This window comes from Streptococcus sp. KHUD_018, from assembly GCF_054861215.1.
The window spans coordinates 1,192,767-1,212,651 of the sequence record NZ_CM142176.1; the positions used below are offsets into that span (position 1 = coordinate 1,192,767).

General features: G+C 41.4%; 16 protein-coding genes and 1 tRNA gene. All 17 read right to left on the reverse strand.

Going from position 1 to position 19,885, the window contains the following annotated elements; translation table 11 throughout:
• Positions 1-97 precede the first annotated feature (97 nt).
• Positions 98-3,637: a chromosome segregation protein SMC gene (gene smc, locus ACVBD2_RS06070; protein ID WP_461685397.1), complete on the reverse strand. Its 3,540-nt coding sequence runs from the start codon at positions 3,635-3,637 to the stop codon at positions 98-100.
• Entirely contained in the window at positions 3,628-4,326 is a 699-nt protein-coding gene (rnc, locus tag ACVBD2_RS06075) for a ribonuclease III (RefSeq protein ID WP_132974140.1), read from the reverse strand. Before rnc ends, smc begins: the two co-directional genes overlap by 10 nt.
• 170 nt (positions 4,327-4,496) lie before the next feature.
• Positions 4,497-4,568, reverse strand: a tRNA-Arg gene (locus ACVBD2_RS06080).
• A 67-nt stretch (positions 4,569-4,635) separates the two neighbouring features.
• Positions 4,636-5,622, reverse strand: coding sequence for a GMP reductase (locus tag ACVBD2_RS06085; RefSeq protein WP_125449241.1), 987 nt, complete (start codon positions 5,620-5,622; stop codon positions 4,636-4,638).
• A gap of 171 nt (positions 5,623-5,793) precedes the next feature.
• Positions 5,794-7,098, reverse strand: coding sequence for an McrC family protein (locus ACVBD2_RS06090; protein ID WP_461685398.1), 1,305 nt, complete (start codon positions 7,096-7,098; stop codon positions 5,794-5,796).
• Entirely contained in the window at positions 7,085-8,737 is a 1,653-nt protein-coding gene (locus tag ACVBD2_RS06095) for an AAA family ATPase (RefSeq protein ID WP_461685399.1), read from the reverse strand. The genes ACVBD2_RS06090 and ACVBD2_RS06095 overlap by 14 nt, the downstream gene beginning before the upstream one ends.
• 165 nt (positions 8,738-8,902) lie before the next feature.
• On the reverse strand, positions 8,903-9,682 hold the full coding sequence (locus ACVBD2_RS06100) for an L-threonylcarbamoyladenylate synthase (RefSeq protein ID WP_461685400.1): 780 nt from the start codon (positions 9,680-9,682) through the stop codon (positions 8,903-8,905).
• 25 nt (positions 9,683-9,707) lie between these two features.
• A complete protein-coding gene (gene leuD, locus ACVBD2_RS06105; protein WP_261061251.1) occupies positions 9,708-10,301 on the reverse strand; it encodes a 3-isopropylmalate dehydratase small subunit in 594 nt (197 codons plus the stop codon).
• 9 nt (positions 10,302-10,310) lie between these two features.
• Complete coding sequence (gene leuC / locus ACVBD2_RS06110) at positions 10,311-11,693, reverse strand: 3-isopropylmalate dehydratase large subunit (RefSeq protein ID WP_461685401.1); 1,383 nt, start codon at positions 11,691-11,693, stop codon at positions 10,311-10,313.
• Positions 11,694-11,696: 3 nt separating this feature from the next.
• Positions 11,697-11,966 carry a DUF1294 domain-containing protein gene (locus ACVBD2_RS06115; protein WP_000700089.1) on the reverse strand — a complete coding sequence of 90 codons (270 nt, stop codon included), beginning with the start codon at positions 11,964-11,966 and terminating at the stop codon, positions 11,697-11,699.
• Entirely contained in the window at positions 11,963-13,000 is a 1,038-nt protein-coding gene (gene leuB, locus ACVBD2_RS06120; RefSeq protein ID WP_000162512.1) for a 3-isopropylmalate dehydrogenase, read from the reverse strand. Before leuB ends, ACVBD2_RS06115 begins: the two co-directional genes overlap by 4 nt.
• Positions 13,001-13,011: 11 nt before the next feature.
• A complete protein-coding gene (locus tag ACVBD2_RS06125) occupies positions 13,012-14,574 on the reverse strand; it encodes a 2-isopropylmalate synthase (protein WP_001233210.1) in 1,563 nt (520 codons plus the stop codon).
• A gap of 314 nt (positions 14,575-14,888) precedes the next feature.
• Positions 14,889-15,545 carry an MmcQ/YjbR family DNA-binding protein gene (locus ACVBD2_RS06130; RefSeq protein WP_461685402.1) on the reverse strand — a complete coding sequence of 219 codons (657 nt, stop codon included), beginning with the start codon at positions 15,543-15,545 and terminating at the stop codon, positions 14,889-14,891.
• A 43-nt stretch (positions 15,546-15,588) separates the two neighbouring features.
• Positions 15,589-16,221, reverse strand: coding sequence for a copper homeostasis protein CutC (locus ACVBD2_RS06135; protein WP_461685403.1), 633 nt, complete (start codon positions 16,219-16,221; stop codon positions 15,589-15,591).
• Positions 16,222-16,314: 93 nt separating this feature from the next.
• On the reverse strand, positions 16,315-16,674 hold the full coding sequence (locus ACVBD2_RS06140; RefSeq protein ID WP_001220359.1) for a YbaN family protein: 360 nt from the start codon (positions 16,672-16,674) through the stop codon (positions 16,315-16,317).
• 106 nt (positions 16,675-16,780) lie between these two features.
• A complete protein-coding gene (gene topA, locus ACVBD2_RS06145) occupies positions 16,781-18,868 on the reverse strand; it encodes a type I DNA topoisomerase (protein WP_461685404.1) in 2,088 nt (695 codons plus the stop codon).
• A 117-nt stretch (positions 18,869-18,985) separates the two neighbouring features.
• Positions 18,986-19,834 (reverse strand): DNA-processing protein DprA, encoded by an 849-nt coding sequence (dprA, locus tag ACVBD2_RS06150; RefSeq protein ID WP_461685405.1) that lies wholly within the window; start codon positions 19,832-19,834, stop codon positions 18,986-18,988.
• Between the last annotated feature and the right edge of the window lie 51 nt (positions 19,835-19,885).

Consider the following 19,885-nt stretch of genomic DNA (forward strand, 5'->3'; position numbering starts at 1 on the left):
CAAATGTCGTTTTTTGCGCCTGAACTGACCTTAAGAGACAACTTAGAACTTTAGTTTTAAAAAATAGCACCTCCTAAGAGATGCTATCGTTTGGTAACTAGTCTATTGTTTCTTCTAAATCTTTTAACTTAACCGAAACAATCTTAGACACACCTGATTCTTGCATGGTAACTCCATAGATAGAGTCCGCTGCCGCCATCGTCCCCTTACGGTGTGTTACGACGATAAACTGACTATCCTTGTCAAAGCGGTTGAGGTAATCCCCAAAACGTTTGACATTGGCTTCGTCCAGCGCCGCCTCTACCTCGTCCAAGATGACGAAAGGAATGGTCTTAACTCGGATGATTGAGAAGAGCAGAGCCAGAGCTGATAGGGCTTTTTCCCCACCACTCATGAGGTTGAGAGATTGGATTTTCTTACCTGGAGGTTGGACAGAAATCTCCACACCAGCAGTTAAAAGATCGCCCTCAGTCAATATCAAGTCTGCCCGACCACCGCCAAACATCTGTTTAAAGGTCACTTTAAAGGACTCACGAATGGCCTCAAAGGTTGATTTGAAGCGTTCCTTAACCTCATCATTCATCTCTGTGATGGTCTCAAGGAGTAGGTTTTTAGCAGACAAAATATCATCTCGTTGGCTATTGAGGAAATCCAGACGGTTGTGAACTTCTTCGTACTGTTCAATAGCATCCAAATTGACTGGACCCAGTGAGCGAATAGCCTTCTCTAAATCCTTAACCTCTTGCTCCGCCAGATTGAGATTTTCCAGTTCATGCGCTTTTTCTAGAGCTTCAGTGTAGCTGATCTGATACTGGTCTGTTAATTGAGCTTGTAGATAGCGCAAGCGTTCGCTGACCTTTTCCTTCTTAGCTTCGGCACGTGTTTGCTTGCGAATCCACTCCTCGTTCTGCTGGCGAGCCTGATCCAAATGACTGGCAATATCATCCAGTTGACCCTCTATATCATCCAACTCAAACTGCTTGCGAATCAGACCTTGTTGAAGATTGGCTTTCTGAGTTTTGGCCTCTTCCTCCTGCTGACTTAGCAAATCCGTATCCACTTTCTCGAGATTATCAACCTTTTCTTGGAGAAGGCGCTGAATTTCCTCTTGCTCGATATCTAGATTATCCAGTTCCTTGCCTAAGCGTTCAATATCAGTAACTTCGTACCGTTTTTGTCCTTGCAGTTCTGACTTAAGCAAGCGCGCTTGAGAAATCTGTTCCTGCAAGTTTTGATAACGTTCTTGAATAGCGTTTTTGTTAGACTTAATCTCTTCGATCTCAGCTTCCAGATTTTGCTTTTCTCTGGCAATAGTAGCAAGGTGCTCTTGGCATTTTTCCTTGTCCGCTTGCCAATCTCCTTCAGAAAGACGATTTAATTCCTCTTCTTGAAGTTTCCAAAGCGTTTCCAGTTCTTCGACCTGCTGATTGGTTTGTTGATAAGCAAGATACAAACCTTGCTCCTGAATACGAGCTTGCTCACCCTGAGATTTGATAGCTTCTAATCTTTCTGCCAATACCACCATCTCGTCTTGTAAAGTCTTCAAAGTCGCCTCTTCTGACCGCAAGTCAGCCTCTTCTTCAGCAATTTCTTTTTGTAATTGCTCCAGCTCTGGCTTGATGAAAATACTGTTGTTTTGACGATTGGCACCACCTGCATAAGAACCACCTGTGCGCAACTCTGTCCCATCCAGTGTCACCATGCGAACCTGATAGCGAACTTGACGAGCTGCTGCACGCGCATGTTCTACAGTATCAAAGATAGCCGTCGTAGCTAGCAAGTTCTTGAAAATGGCTTCTAGTCTCTTATCAAACGACACCAACTCATCTGCCATCCCCAGAAATCCTGGACTTGCAGCGATAGCATCTTGATTCTGACTAGATATTGTACGCGCCTTAATCGTTGTCAAAGGAAGGAAGGTTGCACGACCGGATCTGTTGCGCTTAAGGAAATCAATAGCCTTAGTCGCCGCGTTCTCATCTTCTACGATGATATGCTGACTGCTAGCTCCAAGTGCAATCTCCAGGGCAGTTTGATAATGCACATCAAAGGTCAAATGTTCACTGACTGCACCAATGATCCCACCAAGACGGGCTTTTTCTTGAAGAACACTCTTAACACCCGCATAAAAATTACTATGATTTCTTAGGATGTTTTCCAAACTCTGGGCTCTAGCCTGCTTGTTTTTGAGACTGTCTAGACGGTCAAAGAGTTGGCTCTGCTGGGCTTGGAAAGAAACTTTCTGCCCCTCTTGCTCCTTGGCACTAGCTTGGTAGTCAGCCAATAATTTCTGAACCTGCTCCTTGGCAGTTTCAAGCTCAGCCTGCTGTTGACTGGCCTTTTCTTTAGCTGTAGCCAGTTGTTCTTTCAGTTTCTCAAGTTGATCAGCTTGTTTTTGAGACAGCTGACGGCTGTTCTCCAGTTCATTCTCGATTCGGGTCAGTTGGTTTGAGACATCCGCTTCTTCTTGTAAGAGCGCCACAAAACGTTCACGCAAGAGCTCAATCATCTGGTCAGGATCATCTGAAAATGCCAACAACTCCGCTTCTAGGCGATTGAGTTCCTTGTTGTTTTCAGCTAGACTTTCCTCTAACTGTTCCAAGTTCGCTTCTTTTTCAGCCTTTTCCTTACTTAGAGCCTTTCTCTTATCTTCCAAAGTCGCCAAACGGGTTTGTGCTTCTTGTTGATTGAGGGCTACCTGCTCGGATTCCAGTTTAGACAGGGCTAGTTTTCGCTCTAAATCGCTTATCAGATTCGTCAGATCCATCAAGCTCCCTTGGTCTTTAGCCATTTGAGCTTGGAGATCTTGGCGTTTCTTTTTAAGAGTTTGATTTTCCTCTTCTAACTCTTCACGTTTTTGGTAATAACTGGTCAAGAGTTCCTGAACTTGCGTTAGCTCTTCTTCTGTTAGCTCTAGTTCAGTCTTGTTTTCCTTGATTTGGGCAACCAGTACATCCAAGTAAATCGCCTTGCGTTGACCATCCAAGTCGAGAAACTTGCGAGCATTCTCGGCTTGTTTTGCAAGAGGTTTGATTTGATTGTCCAACTCATAGATAATGTCCTCTAAGCGATCGAGATTGTCTTGAGTTTGTTGCAGTTTACTCTCTGTTTCTTTTCTACGAGTCTTGTATTTTAAAACTCCAGCTGCTTCTTCAAAAATAGCACGGCGTTCTTCGGGCTTGGAGTTAAAAATTTCCTCAACTTTCCCTTGAGAAATGATGGAGAAGGAATCCCGTCCCAGACCTGTATCCAAGAAAAGATCATGGACATCACGCAGACGGACTTTCTTGTCATCAATTCGATACTCGCTATCTCCACTACGGTAGATATGGCGTTCTACCTTAATAACTTGCCCCGCATCTTTGATAAAACCATCTTCATTGTCCAAGGTCACAACAACAGAGGCATAATTGAGCGGTTTACGACTTTCAGTTCCAGCAAAGATTACGTCGGGCATCTTACCGCCACGAAGGCTCTTGACACTAGACTCCCCCAAGGCCCATCGTAGACTTTCTGTGATATTTGACTTCCCAGAACCATTTGGCCCAACGACAGCTGTCACACCTTGGTCAAAGACGACCTTGGTCTTGTCAGCAAAGGACTTGAATCCTTGGATCTCAATTTCCTTTAAATACATGAATTAAGCCCCTTCTCAACGGCATTTTTTGCGGCCTCTTGCTCTGCTAATTTTTTAGAACGGCCTTGTCCTTTTCCGATACTTTTGCCCTCAACTAGAACTTCTACATCAAAAACCTTATCATGGGCAGGTCCCATCTCAGAAGTCACCTGGTAGCGAATATCCACATCTCCATTGACCTGGAGCAACTCTTGCAAGTGCGTCTTGTAATCCGTAATCATCTCAAAGTCACCTGCCTCAACCTTGGGAATCATAACCTGATAGATAAACTCTTTTACCCTAACAACATCCTTGTCTAAAAGCAACGCTCCCAAAAAGGCTTCAAAGGCATCACCAAGAATGGTGTCACGATTGCGCCCACCAGACTTTTCTTCTCCTTTTCCTAGCTTGATAAACTGATCAAACTGGCAATCACGCGCAAAACCAGCCAAACTCTCCTCACGGACAATCATAGCACGGAGTTTGGACAAATCACCCTCTGGTTTCTTAGGATATTTTTTATACAGGTATTCTGAAATCAATAATTGCAGAACAGCGTCTCCTAAAAATTCCAAGCGCTCATTGTGTGAAATTTTTAAGAGGCGGTGCTCATTGGCATAACTCGTATGAGTAAAGGCCGTTTCCAGCAAATTCTTGTCTGCAAATTCGATTGCAAAACGCTTCTTCAGTACAGTTTGTAATTCTTTCATACTGACCTCTTTCTAATAATTACGATCTTTTCTATTATAACAAAAAAAGCCCTCTGAGTCACTTTAAAACAGGACTAGCGGAGAGTGGGGTAATTTTTGAAAAAAGATTTCTAATTTTGGAGGCAATAAAGAAAAAAGCCTTATTTAAAGGCTTTTTTAGGCTGTTTACATCCACCCTGAGGGAATCGAACCCCCATCTCAAGAACCGGAATCTTACGTGATATCCATTACACTAAGGGTGGAAACTTGTTTTATTATAACAGAAATTTGCTCTAATAACAAGTTTTTTATGGGTGGATTAAGCGCCTATTAGTGGGATGCATCCCCATTCCAGATAGAGTTTTTCACGATAACATAATCAACGTGCTTGAGGTCAGCAACCTTGCGTCCACCTGCGTAGGAAATGGCACTTTGCAAATCCTGCTCCATCTCAGTCAGGGTGTCTTGCAAATGCCCTTTGGCAGGAAGTAAGATGCGTTTTCCTTCTACATTTTTATAAGCACCCTTTTGGTATTGAGAAGCTGAACCATAGTATTCTTTGAACTGTTCGCCATCGACTTCAATCGTCTTTCCTGGACTTTCGATATGCCCTGCAAATAGGGAACCAATCATAACCATGCTAGCACCGAAACGGATAGACTTAGCAATGTCACCGTGTGTACGAATCCCACCATCAGCAATAATCGGTTTGCGAGCAGCTTTTGCACACCAGCGAAGAGCAGCCAACTGCCAACCACCTGTACCAAAACCAGTCTTGACCTTGGTGATACAAACCTTACCAGGACCGATTCCAATCTTAGTAGCATCGGCACCAGCATTTTCCAATTCACGCACAGCTTCTGGAGTTCCGACGTTACCAGCGATTACAAAAGTATCAGGCAATTCTTTCTTGATGTGCTGAATCATTGAGATCACGCTATCCGCATGTCCATGAGCAATATCAATCGTGATATACTCAGGAGCATCAGCCTTGAGTTGGCTAACGAAATCATACTCGTAATCCTTGACACCGACTGAAATAGAAGCAATGAGCCCTTGATCGTGCATACGTTTGATAAAAGGAATGCGCCCAGCCTCATCAAAACGATGCATAATGTAGAAGTAACCACCTTTAGCAAGCTGCTCTGCGACGTTCTCATCCAAAATCGTCTGCATATTTGCAGGTACAACAGGTAGTTTGAAAGTGTGATTTCCAAGTGCGACACTCGTATCTGCTTCTGCACGGCTTTTAATCACACATTTATTAGGGATCAACTGAATATCTTCGTAATCAAAAATTGGAAATTCATTTAACATATCGATGTCTCGTTTCTTTTGTAATGACCTACCTATGCTTGCGCATCACTACGTCTTTTCCGACGTTTCCTTGACTTATTATAAACCAAAGTACAGTTTTTGTCAAATATTTTTAATAATCAAATTATATAGTTCGGAAATTACTTAATAAATAGCAAAAAAGTGAAGAGATTATTTTCTCCCCACTTCTTCATCAATAATAGCTTTAAAAATTTTTTCAGAATTTTCCATTATTTTACAAAACACACTATAGGATGAGGTATTCTGAGGGATTTGGATAGAGCACTTTTTAAGCAAGACTCCGTATCCCACTACTTTTCCTATCTCACTATTTACTGACTGCTCTATACTAGGAAAAATCAGTCCAGCTTTCTTAGCTTTTATAATATAAGAATAGGAAATCAACTGGAACAAGTCCTCACGATTAATCCCTTTTTCAGTAAACTCCAGTTTTTTATATTTTGCATCTAGAACAATCTTTCGTTCTCTGTCATAAAAATCTGGATATACTTTTCGTTCCCCACCAGAAAATATTAGGATGCCGCCTTTCTTTTCTTTATTTCGAGGATGGATGAAACCTTTTGGCAACAAGGTGTAAACATACTCTTCCCAAAGCCAGGCAACATCAAAGAGAATACCATGTACCTTTTGGGCTTGAGGTCCAAGACCATGCTTTTCTCTACTCAGAATCATCAAGCAGAGTTCCTGTAATTTTCTATACTCTCTAAAATAGGCGTGTCGGATGGGTTTGATTTTATTCATTCTGATAATCTTGGCACGATCAGCTAGTTTATAAGATGAGGTTACACGAGTAATTTCTGTCATATTTTCACGATTACTATCGAGCAGAACTCCGAAACCTTTCTGATTCTTAATGTACTCAATCGTATGCCGAATCAACTGCATGAGTGGATTATCATAGGTAAACTCCCTAGTGGTATAGGCAATGCTTCCCATAAAAGGAACATTTTTCTTAAGATGCATTCCTACATCTAGCACTCCCTTTACATGACTATCGTTATGGAAAAATCTCTGGTATTCCTTATAAAGACCTTTTCGAAGAGCAGCTTGCAGATATTTGGGAAAGAGGTAAATCAAAAGCTGATAGAGTTTATCCTCTTGAGATAGACCGATGTCTAAACTAGTCAAATTCATATTGAGAATCTTTTGTAAAAGATAATGCAAAAAATGGTCGTTACTTTCATCAGAAAAACGAGAGGAAATCGTTAATCTTTCCTGACCATATCCAAGAAAACCAATCACGTTCCCTGTCTTGATTTTCTGATTAACTGTTTCAAAAATCTTTTGGTCCTTGTCTAAATCAGGAGAATTCATCAAATCATTCGGAAAAATAAAAATATTGTCCTCTCGAGAAAGGTTATCTAGTGTTCTATCAAGAAGTACTTGACTTAGGTTGGGATATTCTGCGACAAGGTCCTCTTTAGCAATTCTATACTGATTATCAGTTATTCGCATTATCATCACCAGTATCTTGCCGATCTGTTCGCTCGTTATTTGTCAGATCAAATGCTTTTTTCAATGTATCCAGAGTTTCAGCCTCTTCATAAGAACCTCGTAAGTAATCTTCCAAAAGTGGTTTGAGGTAATCAGACCAGAGTAATTCATAGTCAAAATCTACATCCTGCAACTTAAGGAAATAACTTGGTCCAATATGATAATGGCTGTTTAATTCCTGAACGTTTTCGATAGCAACATTCAAATTTCTTAGACGTTTTTTCGCTTCCTCCTCATGTCCATCTAGTTCGTTATCTAGAATGTATAGCTGGCTTTCAGCAGTAACTTCAACAAAACGGAAACGACGGCGCATAGCAAAATCAAAGGTGTCTACTGAACGATCAATATCATTCATTGTTCCGATGATGTAGACATTTTCAGGGATATAAAACTTGTCATCCGTCTCATGTAAATTAGCATACTGGGTGGAAACACTCCCCCTTTCGCCACGATATTCAGGATCAATAGAGAAAAAGAGTTCACCAAAAATCTTAGAAATCTCACCACGGTTGATTTCATCAATGATGAAAACGAATTTTTTGTCTGTGTCAATTTCTGTTGGAGAAATATAATCTTTCAGACCAAATCTTTTCTTTAAAGTTTCTAGGACTTTTTTTCCTTGATTACGATAATAGGGCTGTTTCAGATATTTTTCATCTTTATAGAGTTCATAAACATAAGATTTTGTTAAGCAAGTTCCTTGGGCTTTAGTCTCATAATTGATATTAAAATTATTTCGACTATTTACTGTGAGATAGGAAAATTCTGTCAAATATTCTTTTTCATCTCTGCTATTTACATATTCAAGATAAAGATCCCAAGCTTCATCAAAATTATCTTGTCCTCCAGTTTTTTGAGCTTCTTTAGCCTTCTGACAAAACTTCTTAAAAATACCGTCCTGCAAGCCAAAGTTAATCTGTCCATCATTTACCAGGATTGGTCTCAACCCCTCTACAAAATCCGTATAATCATAGGAAGGGTGAAACTGTACAAATTCGATTTGGTCTTCGTTGCCACCCGTTAATTCTTTGGCAATTTCTTTAGCAAGATAAGTTTTTCCTGTGCCAGGAGCACCGCGGAGGATGAGGTTTTTGGATTTTTTTAATTTATCTAAATAATCGTCAATATTTTTATTCATAACAACTTTCTCTATATTTTTTCTGTATGTACCATTTAGAATGGATTTATATAAATTGATACGTTCTGAATTTCTATCCCAGTTGATGGTTTGTCTTGTACCTTTTTTTCTTTGGTATTCCCATCCACCATCTACTTTCAACCAATTAACACCAATACAATGTTTAAACTCTGTTTTTGTTTCATCAAAGTAATATGTTTTCACACATTGTCCAATACCTAAAATTTTGTTTAATCCTGAGGTAGCTATTATATAATCATTTATTTTTATGTCATGTGCAAACTTCCAAATAAATAAATTTCTCTGCTTTCCTTGCTTCAATTCTTCAGGATTATTGTAATCTAAAATATTAGATAAATTAGAATCAAAATCTATACAAGCTATATTCTCTTCTTTAAATAAAGACCAAACTTTTCCACCTCCTCCTGCAACTATCATCCAATAATTTAATTTTTCTTCCATTTTGTAGCTCCATTTTCATATTATAGGCTAGTTAGTATTTAATATTTCAAAACCCTATTTCATATATAGAATATCATATCTATTAAAAAAAGAAAAGAAATTCTAAAGAAAAAGCCCAGTGTTAGGAGCTTCAATGTCTCTTAACACTAGACTTCTTTTTTTATCTTAATAATACTCACCTTGACGGTAGTCCCATGAGTTAAAGGTATCTGACAGGTGCATCATGATTTTATCAATGTCAAGCCCTTTACGGATAACGACTGGTGCTGGTGAAGTTGAACGTGCTCCTCCTTGTTCTGGGATGAGTTTGCCATCTTTATCGACCATAGAGACCATCACACCTTGCTCGTAGCGCGTTTCAATCGTTTTGTCAGGTTGGATAGATGCCACATAGTCGTCTGCTTCGATAACAAGGTCCACTGCTCCTTCGATACGTTCTCCTATTCCTTCTACCTTACCACGGTTTCCTTTTCCAGATGGGTTGGCTGATGAGGCGTAGACCATCTTGCCTTCTTCCCAAAGTTTAGCAGCCAACTGTTCACCAGCTTTACCAAACTTGATGACAAAACAGCTAGTACCACGAACGTCAGTCATGAGTTCTTCACGGCCATCACCGTATTCTTTCAATTTCTCAAAAGCTTCTGGTTTCCAAGGAAGGATACAACCAAGGAGAATGTCTTCGTCCCAATGTTTTTGGTAGAAGGCTTCGATTTCTGGATTAAGTTGTGCTAAAGCGCGAAGCTCATCCATGCTACCACAGAGGACAACTCCTGGTTTGTTACGATTACGCTCTTTGGCTTCAAACTTGCGTTCAAGTCCTGCCTTATCGCTAGTCATGATGATATATCCGACTTTTGTAGGGCAAACGATACAACCACCCTCACCTTTTAAAATGTCATAGCCTTCTTGTGAAAGTGTTCCCGTCCATTTAATGTGTTTTGTCATAGTTCTATTCCCTTTTCTATTTTTTCTAATCCTGCCAATAGGCTGGGCGCTGTTTTTCATAGGCAGCAATCAAATCTTCATACTGCAACGTAATACCGATATCATCCAAACCATTTAAGAGCTTGTGTTTCCATTCACTATCGATTTCGAAAGTAAATTCTCCAACTGGGGAGATGATTTTTTGTTGTTCCAAATCCACGGTTATCTGGTCGCTTGGTTGTAGCTGGGCTAGTTTCTCTCGAACCTCTCTGGGTTGAACAATGGGCAACATACCATTATTGAGTTCATTATTGTAATGAATATCTCCAAAAGAACCTGCAATCACGACCTTAAAACCATAGTCGGCTAGAGCCCAAGCCGCGTGTTCTCTGGACGATCCTGCGCCAAAGTTATCCCCTGAGATGAGAATACTGGCTTTACGGTATTCAGGTCTGTTAAAGACAAAGTCTGGATCCTCAGTATACTTATCGTCCAGATATCGCCAAGCATACATGAGGTATTTACCAAAGCCTTTCTTATCAATTAATTTCAGAAACTGCTTGGGAAGGATTTGGTCAGTATCAATGTTATCATTCATGAGAGGAACAGTCGTTCCTGTATAAACTGTAAATTTCTCCATATCCTCTCCTTACTGGGCTTCTGGCATCTGTCGAACATCTACGAAACGACCTGCGATAGCTGCTGCAGCTGCCATAGCTGGGCTGCAGAGATGGGTCTTAGCCCCAAATCCTTGTCTATCTTCAAAGTTGCGGTTACTGGTTGAAGCACAGTGGACACCATCAGGTACCTTGTCGGGATTCATCCCTAGACACATAGAGCAACCTGGGTCTCTCCACTCAAAACCAGCATCTAGGAAAACCTTGTCCAAGCCCAACTTCTCAGCAGCTCGTTTGACAGGACGAGAGCCTGGAACCACGATAGCCGTTAAGTTGGGAGCAATCTTCTTCCCTTTTACAAATCGCGCAGCCAGTTGCAAGTCACTGAGCCGGGCATTGGTACAAGACCCGATAAAGATATAACCTAGTTCAATATCCGCTGGCTTTTGGCCAGGCTCCAAGTTCATGTAATGATAAGCTCGTTCATCATTCATATCCTTAATTTCTGGAAAACTACTGTCAAAGTCGACGCCCATAGCAGGATTGGTTCCCCAGGTCACCATAGGAGCCAAGTCTGAGACATCCATCCGGATAACCTTATCATAGACAGCATCCTCATCACTGACGAGGGTTTTCCAGTCAGCAACCGCCTCCTCGAAATCCTCTGGAACACATTCCCGTCCCTTGAGATAGTCATAGGTAGTCTGGTCTGGATTCATAATTCCCATCTTGGAGCCAAACTCGATGGACATATTGCAGATGGTCATCCTCTCTTCCATGGTCAGTGCATCAATCGCTTGCCCACGATATTCCACCACATATCCTACACCACAAGCAACGCCATACTTGGCAATTAAGGCGAGAATGTAATCCTTAGAATAAACTCCTTTTTGAGGAACACCAGTGAATTCTACCAGCATTTTCTTAGGTTTAACTTGCCAGAGTGTCTGGGTAGCAAAGACATGCTCGACCTCACTGGTCCCAATCCCAAAGGCGATAGCTCCGAAAGCTCCGTGAGTAGCCGTATGGCTGTCTCCACAGACGATGAATTTTCCTGGTTGAGTCCTGCCAGTTTCTGGTCCAACCATGTGAACGATACCTTGCTTTTCAGAACCGTGGGCTGCATGCTCAATTCCAAACTCTTCAACATTTTCAGCCAACTTATCAATTTGAGCTTTAGAAATCACATCTCGAATATCATAGATATTAACTGTCGGGACATTGTGATCAAAGGTCCCAAATGTCAAGTCTGGTCGTCTCAATCTGCGACCTGCATCTCGTAATCCTTGAAATGCTTGGGGACTGGTCACTTCATGAATATAGTGCTGATCCACATACATGAGTTGGGGTTGCCCTTCTTCTCCTGTGATGACATGACGGTCCCATAATTTATCAAAAATCGTTTTTCCTGCCATCCATTACCTCCAAATAAAATATAAGGCTACTAGTGTGGTCACCATCCCGAGAAACCAAACTGTTTTAAAATACCATTTTCTAGTCTTGTGGTGAAAGGTGATTCCTGCCAACCAGGCACCGAAACCACCACAAGTAAAGGCTAAAATGAGTAAGATTTTCTCTGGGACGCGCCAAGCACCTCTTCTTGCCTTGGATTTGTCAATGCCATAAATCAAGAAAATCAGCAAATTCCAAATCAAGAGGGCAAGCGTGATTCCTTCATTTATCTTCATAATCTTTCAATGATGGCTTCTGTCATTTCCTTAGTCGAAGCCTGTCCTCCAATATCTCTTGTTAAAATGCCAGCCGCTAAACTAGCTTCAACAGCACGCTCGATACGCTCTGCATCCTCATAACGTCCAAAACTGTCTCTCAACATCATAGCAACTGACAAAATCATAGAGATAGGATTGGCAATTCCTTGACCTGCAATATCAGGCGCTGAACCGTGAATAGGCTCATAAAGACTTGGCCCCTTTTCAGAATGACTGGCTGATGGCATAACACCAAGAGTGCCTGATAGAACGCTTGATTCATCAGATAAGATATCTCCGAAAAGATTCTCTGTCACGATGACATCAAACTTGGCAGGATTGGTAATCATGAGCATGGCAGCTGAGTCCACCAACTGGTGCTCCAAGGTTACATCTGGAAAATCTTGCGCAACCTCCTCAGCTACTCTGCGCCAGAGTTTTGAAGTCGCTAGAACATTTTGCTTATCGATACTAGTAACGATTTTTCTGCGACTTCCTGCGATTTCAAAGGCCTTACGAATAATCCGCACTACTTCCTCATAGCTGTAGTCGTTGATATCACGCGCTTTCCGCTCTTCAAGGATATGATCTCCAAAGTAGATACCACCTGTCAACTCACGTACCACGACAAAGTCTACACCAGCAATTCGTTCCGGTTTGAGAGGCGACAAATGCTTGAGGCTGTCAAAGATTTTTACAGGGCGAATATTGGCATAAAGATTGAGTTCCTTACGGAGAGCCAGCAGTCCTTGTTCAGGCCGAATCGCTGCCCCATCATACTGGGGACTACCGATAGCCGCAAGGAGAATAGCATCTGCTTCTCTACTTGCCTTGAGGGTTTCATCAGGTAAGGGATGCCCCGCAGCATCAATACCTGCACCTCCAAAGGTGCGTCTATCTATTTCATAGTCAAAACCTGTTTTTGAAGCTAGAGCTTCCAGAACTGCTAAACCAGCTTCCATGATTTCTGGACCAATTCCATCCCCTGCTAGAGCTACTATTTTCTTTGTCATAGCCTTCTCCTTTACACACTAGGCATGTCTCGGTAGGAAACGCTGCGCCCAATCTCACCTGCATTCTCCTTTTGAACAAAGGTATTGGCATTTATGTAGGCAATAGCTGAAGCCTTCAGTACATCGAAATCAAGCCCTGTCGCGTTAAAGATGGTCTCTGTATCTCTGTTTTCAACAGTAACCAAGACACGAGCTTGAGCATCAATTCCATCTGTCACAGCATCAATGGTATAGGACACCAAACGGACGGATTGGTTAAAGAACTTATCGATAGCGTTAAAGATTGCTTCAACGGAACCTTGCCCTGTCGCATTAAATTCAACTTTCTCACCATCCATATTAGCCAGGCTAACAAGTGCTTCAATGTCATTATCTGCATGAGTTTGAAGTTGTAAATCATCAAAGTGGAAGCCTTCTGGATTTTCAACCATGGTTCCAGCTACCAGAGCTCGAATATCTGCATCTGTGATTTCTTGTTTCTTGTCCGCTAACGCCTTGAACTTAGCAAAGAGTGGTTTGATATCCTCTTCTGTAAAGTCTAGAGCCAATTCTCTTAGTTTCTCAACAAAAGCATGGCGACCTGACAATTTTCCAAGCGGAAGGCTATTACTCTTAACACCGACCAATTCAGGTGTGATGATCTCATAAGTGAGAGGATTTTTAAGAACTCCATCTTGGTGAATACCAGATTCATGAGAGAAGGCATTGCCACCAACGACAGCCTTGTTTTTAGGAACTGGAATACCAGAGAAGCGAGAAACCATTTCTGACGTATTCATTGTTTCATCCAAAACAATATCACTAGTTGCTTGGAAGAAATCCTCACGAATCTTCAAAGCAACAGCTACTTCTTCAAGAGCAACATTACCTGCGCGTTCACCGATACCATTAATAGTTCCCTGGACACGTCCAGCACCGTGTTTAATTGCTGTCAAAGTATTTGCAGTTGCCATACCGAGATCATCGTGACAGTGGACACCAAAGACAACTTTATGATCTGATTTAATATTTTCGGTCAAGTGATCAAAGATGCGTGCAAACTCTTCTGGAGTCGTAAAGCCAACCGTGTCAGGGATATTGATATAAGTTGCCCCAGCGTCCACTGCTGTCTGCACAACTTGCAAGAGGAAATCCAACTCTGTTCTAGTCGCATCTTCAGGAGAGAATTCGACGATTTCAAACTTAGAACGTGCATAAGAAACATGCTCCTTAATAGCTTCTAAAATCTCTTCCTTGCTCTTATTGAGCTTATACTTGCGGTGAATCGGACTGGTAGCGATAAAGACATGAATTTGTGGATACTTGGCATCCTTAAGTGCCTCATAACAAGCATCAATATCAGATTTTACAGAACGAGCTAATCCTGTCACTGCTGTTTTTTTCATGGTTTTAGCAATTTCTTGAACGGCTATAAATGAATCTGGACTAGCAGCCGGAAAACCAGCTTCAATTACAGAAATTCCCCATTTCTCCAGCTGTCTTGCAATGGAAACTTTTTCCTTTATTGAGAAGTTAACACCAGGTGTTTGTTCCCCATCACGAAGGCTTGTATCAAAAAATTCAACTTTACGCATATGATTTCCCCTTTTCCAAATGTGGTTTTAAAAAAACATCTCGCTTAGAAACCCAAGCGAGATGTTGATTAACTCCCGCTTGGTAAGCCAAACAGGACTAATGCTTTTGCACTAGCCCGAGTACCTCAACAACAAAGCAAATTGGTTAAACTTAGCTGTTTTCATGTTTGACTTTCTCCTTCGTTTGATATCTTGTCTAGTATTCTAGCATAGCTAAAAACACTTGTCAAGAAAAAATCCATTATTTTCTGAAAATTTCTTCAGTAAAGAATATTTTGCTAATTGAAAGCATTTGAAAACACAAGGGAATTTCCTTACTTTTTCAAAGTCAAATTCCAACTGATTTCTAGCAAATCTAGAACGTCATCATCAGATAAACTATCATCAAGAGTAAGACTAATCCAGTAGCGTTTGTTCATATGAAAGGCTGGATAAATGCCCTTATGTGAAAGCAAGTCAGCCACTTGATCGTGTTTGAGGTTGACAGCTTCGACTAGCCCTTCTCTCCCCTTATCTAACTTATCCCATGGGATTCTCATCAAAACAGCATACCACTTTTGATTGCCTTCATGACGTAATACTGCTGTATCAGGCGATTTCTCCCATAGATATTCCAACTGATTGCCATACTTTTCCTGAACTTGAGCCATGATACGCTTAGTCTGAGGACAGATAAAATCCTGCACATCAAAGCAAGCCTTCCGAATTTGGTAGAGAATCTCCATACAAGCTTGACGGACACTTCCTACAAAAGTCCCTCTCATGCTTTCCATATGGACTTGAGGATAGAGGTCACCCGTTTCCTGGTCAAAAACTTGAAAGCTCACATTATCTGTTGTGATGGACACAGTCATGACAAAATCTCCATCCAAAATCTGGAAACTGTAGGTCCAGACTCCCTCATTTTCTAGAAAACCATAGACACGAGCCTTTTCTTGATTAAACTGATAGGATTTAAAAATTTCAAACATAAGTGAAAACTGCTACCAAAAGCTAGCAGTTCCTTTCTATTTTCTAAAAGACAACCTTGGTTCCATGCAATTGTGTCACACCTAGTTGGTCGATAAAGGTTTGACGGTTGTCCAAGTCAATTCCCCCACCTGGTAGAATTTCAATTTTACCTTTAGCGTGTTCCAAAATTCTGTGATAGTGAGCAAAACGTTTCTCTAGCGAGTCACTAGATACTCCAGCACGAGTCAGAATACGAGTAACACCAGCTTGGCTGAGCCAGTCAATAGCTTCCAACTGGTCTTCTTCGCTCAATTCATCAAAGGCCATGTGGAAGACAATTTCCATTCCTTTTGATGCGGCAATCAACTTCTCAAGATTGACCTTGTCCAACTTCTTATCAGCAGTTAAAGCACCAAAGACAACTCCTTGACTTTCAGCCTGTGCAGTCAAACGAATATCTTCTAGCATGATCGCTATTTCAAGATCAGTATAGACAAAATCGCCACCACGTGGACGAATCATAGTCATAATGGTCGTATCGTAGTTAGCTGCCAGTTCAACCGCTGCCTTGGTCACTCCATAGCTAGGTGTTGTTCCTCCCACTGCTAGATTGTCACAAAGTTCGATTCGACGAGCTCCAGCCTGCATCGCTTTTTCAAGCAAGGTCAAATTTTCAGCACAAAATTCGTAAATCATTTGATTCTCCTTGATGTTTTCTTTACATTTATTATATCATATTATTTTAGATATGCTTTCATTTTTATCAAGGCAAATAACTACTATTTTTATCTATTCTTTGTCAGGAATGACTTTAAAGAGATAGTAGGTGATAAAGATAGTCAAGGCTCCCAGACCGATTTTGACTGGCAAAAGAGGGGCAAAGTAAATAGAAATTCCCATCAAGATATAGATAGATACGATGATTTTTTTCTTTCGTTCTCGCGCTATTGACTTGGTTTCCCGAAAGTCAGCTACATAGGTCTGATAAAGCTTTGTATGATAAAGCCAGTCTTCAAATCTCTTTGAAGACTTGGAAAAGCAAGCAATTGATAGCAAAAGGAAGGGCGTTGTTGGCAAGAGGGGCAAGACAACCCCAACAAGAGCCAAGGCTAAAGAAATAAAACCAATACTTAGGTAAATAATACGCATGTCTTCTCCTATTTGAAATAATCTTCTACTAGTTTCCCACAAAGTGAGGAAATTTGTCAAGCTTCAAGTAAAAAGAGCCTGAAATTTATTTTCAGGACTCTGCATTTTATTTAATCTTCTCTTCTTCGTAGTCGCCATTACTACATACAACCTGCTTCCCACCACCACGGACTTTTTTCTCCACAAGGAAGTGTCCGCATTTTGGACAATCACGTCCAATTGGTTTGTCCCAGGAAGTAAATTCACATTCTGGGTAACGATTGCAACCATAGAAGATACGATTGCGCTTGGTTTTGCGTTCGATGATTTGTCCTTGATGACAGCTTGGGCACTCGACTCCAATCTCTTTGACAATAGCTTGTGTGTGACGGCAGTCTGGGAAATTGCTACAAGCATAGAATTTACCAAAACGACCGAGCTTAATCACCATCGGACTGCCACAAACCTCACAGTCAAATCCAGCTGGCTCATCCTTTATCTGGATTTTTTCCATTTCAGATTCAGCCTTAGCTACTTCTTTAGAGAATGGTTTGTAAAAGACGTCAATAACACGTTGCCACTGCTCTTTTCCAACCTCGACATCATCCAGTTTTCCTTCCATTTCAGCTGTGAAGGTCACATTGACGATGTCTGGGAAGTATTCAACGATGAGCTTATTAACAATTTCTCCCAGTTCTGTTGGTTCAAAACGTTTAGCAGCCAGACGAACGTAGTAACGTTTCTGAATGGTTTCAATGGTTGGAGCATAGGTTGACGGACGTCCAACCCCATTTTCCTCCAAGGTCTTGATAAGCGTCGCTTCTGAATAGCGAGCAGGTGGTTGGGTGAAATGTTGTTCTGGCTTGCTATTGACTTGCTTGACCACATCTCCAACAGCCATGTCTGGTAACATCTTGTTCTTGTCAGAGTCATTGTAGATAGCAAGATAACCATCAAACTTAACTTGACTACCATTTGCCGCGAATTGGACTCCATTTTGAGAGAGCTTGACAGCCATGGTATCAAAGATAGCTCCCGTCATCTGGCTAGCCACAAAACGGTTCCAGATAAGGGTATAGAGCTTGAGCTGGTCTTTGTCCAAGTACTTAGCGATGCTTTCAGGTGTGTTAAAGACACTAGATGGACGAATGGCTTCGTGGGCATCCTGAGCACCTGAGGCATTCTTGACCTTGCTACCATGCTTAGAATACTTGCTACCAAAGCGGTCGTTAATATAGCTTGCTGCTTCGTTCTGAGCCACAGGACTGATACGAGTCGAGTCTGTACGCATATAGGTAATCAAACCTTGCACGCCCGATCCGATATTGATCCCTTCATAGAGCTGTTGGGCTACCATCATAGTCTTTCGAGTACGGAAATTGATTTTGTTAGCAGCATCCATCTGCATGGTTGAAGTTGTATACGGTAGGGGCGCATTGCGTTTGCGTTCTTTCTTATCTACCTGGTCTACTGTGAAATCTTTACTAGTCAAATGGGACAAGACTTCTTTGACCTCTTCATTGGTGGTCAATTTCATCTTTTTGCCATTCATACCATAGAAAGAAGCCTGAAATTGCTTGGTTCCCTTCTTAAAGACACCATCAATTGTCCAGTATTCTTCTGGTTGGAAGGCATTGATTTCATTTTCACGGTCAATGATGAGCTTAAGGGCAACAGACTGCACGCGTCCTGCTGATAAGCCCTTCTTGACCTTTTTCCACAAAATTGGTGAAATCGAATACCCTACCAAGCGGTCCAAGACACGACGAGCTTGTTGGGCGTCGACCAAGTCCATGTCAATCTTGCGCGGTTCCTTAAAGGCATTTTTAACCGCGTCTTTGGTGATTTCATTAAATACCACACGGTTGGCATCATTTTCATCCAAGTTGAGAATGTGAGCCAAGTGCCAGGAAATCGCTTCTCCTTCACGGTCCGGGTCACTCGCCAGAAAGACTTTATTGGCCTTTTTAGCTTCTTTTTTCAGATCATTGATGAGAGGACCTTTTCCACGGATATTGATATACTGCGGTTCATAGTTATTTTCAATATCGACTGACATACTGGATTTCTTCAAATCACGGATATGTCCGACACTAGCTAGAACCTTATAATTTCTGCCTAAATATTTCTCAATCGTTTTCGCCTTGGCAGGCGACTCCACGATGACTAGATTTTTCTTAACTGTTGATTTTTTCTTCTTTGTTGCCGTAGCCACACTATCACACCTTTTCAAAGTAATAAACTTTATAAAGTGTAAACCATTTTTCTATAGCTGTCAAGACTTAACTCCTATAGTATAGAAGAAAAGTTTATCTGAGTGAACCATTTCTCCTTAAAATTCAAACTCAGCCAGTACATCTTGACCGCTGGTGACCAGTTTTGCTCCCTCTTGGATCAGGTGGTGACAGCCATCTGAATGGCCATCTAAAATGTTTCCTGGAATGGCAAAGACATCACGACCTTCCTCCATAGCTCGCTCACAGGTGATGAGACTACCAGAACGCATCCTTGCCTCTGCTACAATGACTCCTCGACATAATCCTGCTATGATACGATTTCGAGCTGGAAAATGAAATTTCAGAGGTTGCTCGCCAGGTCCATATTCACTGAGAACCAGATGGTCATTGCCAATATACTCCTGCAAGCGTTTATTGGCTTTAGGATAAAACACATCCAATCCTGTTCCAATCACAGCAATGGTTTTTCCACCATTCTGGAGTGCAGCCATGTGGGCAGCCGTATCAATCCCTTTAGCCAAACCACTGACCACGATTAACTCGTTTTCCAAACCTTGAACGACTCTCTGAACCGACTTTGCACCCTGACTAGAACATGAACGACTCCCTACAACAGCAACCTTTGGAAACTTCAGCAAGTCTAGATTTCCCTTATAAAACAAGAGTGCTGGAGCATCGTAAATCTCACTCAAATCCCAAGGATAACAGTCGTCAAGAATAGAAAAGGATGGAAATTTCTGAAACTCCTTCTCCAACTGCGCATCATCTATCTGGAAATAGCGTTCCATAAAGACAGCGGGATTTCTGCAACCAGAGATTTCTGCAATATCACCTAGCAGGAGCTCCTGATCTACAGTCTCATCATATTCAAGGACAGTTAAAATCTGTTGATTGGTCAGTCCAGCTTTTCTTAATTTGTAAATCTCATAGTTTGTGATCTTCATATACAACTCCATTTCTTTTTCTACTCATCTATCTATTCGTAAAAAAAATAA

What these genes read in the sequence shown, in the direction of transcription:
- ACVBD2_RS06135 (WP_461685403.1), bottom strand. Translation starts at nt 16,221, where the DNA reads ATGATTTACGAATTTTGTGCTGAAAATTTGACCTTGCTTGAAAAAGCG.
- ACVBD2_RS06130 (WP_461685402.1), bottom strand. Translation starts at nt 15,545, where the DNA reads ATGTTTGAAATTTTTAAATCCTATCAGTTTAATCAAGAAAAGGCTCGT.
- rnc (WP_132974140.1), bottom strand. Translation starts at nt 4,326, where the DNA reads ATGAAAGAATTACAAACTGTACTGAAGAAGCGTTTTGCAATCGAATTT.
- leuC (WP_461685401.1), bottom strand. Translation starts at nt 11,693, where the DNA reads ATGGCAGGAAAAACGATTTTTGATAAATTATGGGACCGTCATGTCATC.
- dprA (WP_461685405.1), bottom strand. Translation starts at nt 19,834, where the DNA reads ATGAAGATCACAAACTATGAGATTTACAAATTAAGAAAAGCTGGACTG.
- leuB (WP_000162512.1), bottom strand. Translation starts at nt 13,000, where the DNA reads ATGACAAAGAAAATAGTAGCTCTAGCAGGGGATGGAATTGGTCCAGAA.
- ACVBD2_RS06115 (WP_000700089.1), bottom strand. Translation starts at nt 11,966, where the DNA reads ATGAAGATAAATGAAGGAATCACGCTTGCCCTCTTGATTTGGAATTTG.
- leuD (WP_261061251.1), bottom strand. Translation starts at nt 10,301, where the DNA reads ATGGAGAAATTTACAGTTTATACAGGAACGACTGTTCCTCTCATGAAT.
- ACVBD2_RS06095 (WP_461685399.1), bottom strand. Translation starts at nt 8,737, where the DNA reads ATGGAAGAAAAATTAAATTATTGGATGATAGTTGCAGGAGGAGGTGGA.
- ACVBD2_RS06100 (WP_461685400.1), bottom strand. Translation starts at nt 9,682, where the DNA reads ATGACAAAACACATTAAATGGACGGGAACACTTTCACAAGAAGGCTAT.
- ACVBD2_RS06090 (WP_461685398.1), bottom strand. Translation starts at nt 7,098, where the DNA reads ATGCGAATAACTGATAATCAGTATAGAATTGCTAAAGAGGACCTTGTC.
- ACVBD2_RS06140 (WP_001220359.1), bottom strand. Translation starts at nt 16,674, where the DNA reads ATGCGTATTATTTACCTAAGTATTGGTTTTATTTCTTTAGCCTTGGCT.
- ACVBD2_RS06125 (WP_001233210.1), bottom strand. Translation starts at nt 14,574, where the DNA reads ATGCGTAAAGTTGAATTTTTTGATACAAGCCTTCGTGATGGGGAACAA.
- ACVBD2_RS06085 (WP_125449241.1), bottom strand. Translation starts at nt 5,622, where the DNA reads ATGTTAAATGAATTTCCAATTTTTGATTACGAAGATATTCAGTTGATC.
- smc (WP_461685397.1), bottom strand. Translation starts at nt 3,637, where the DNA reads ATGTATTTAAAGGAAATTGAGATCCAAGGATTCAAGTCCTTTGCTGAC.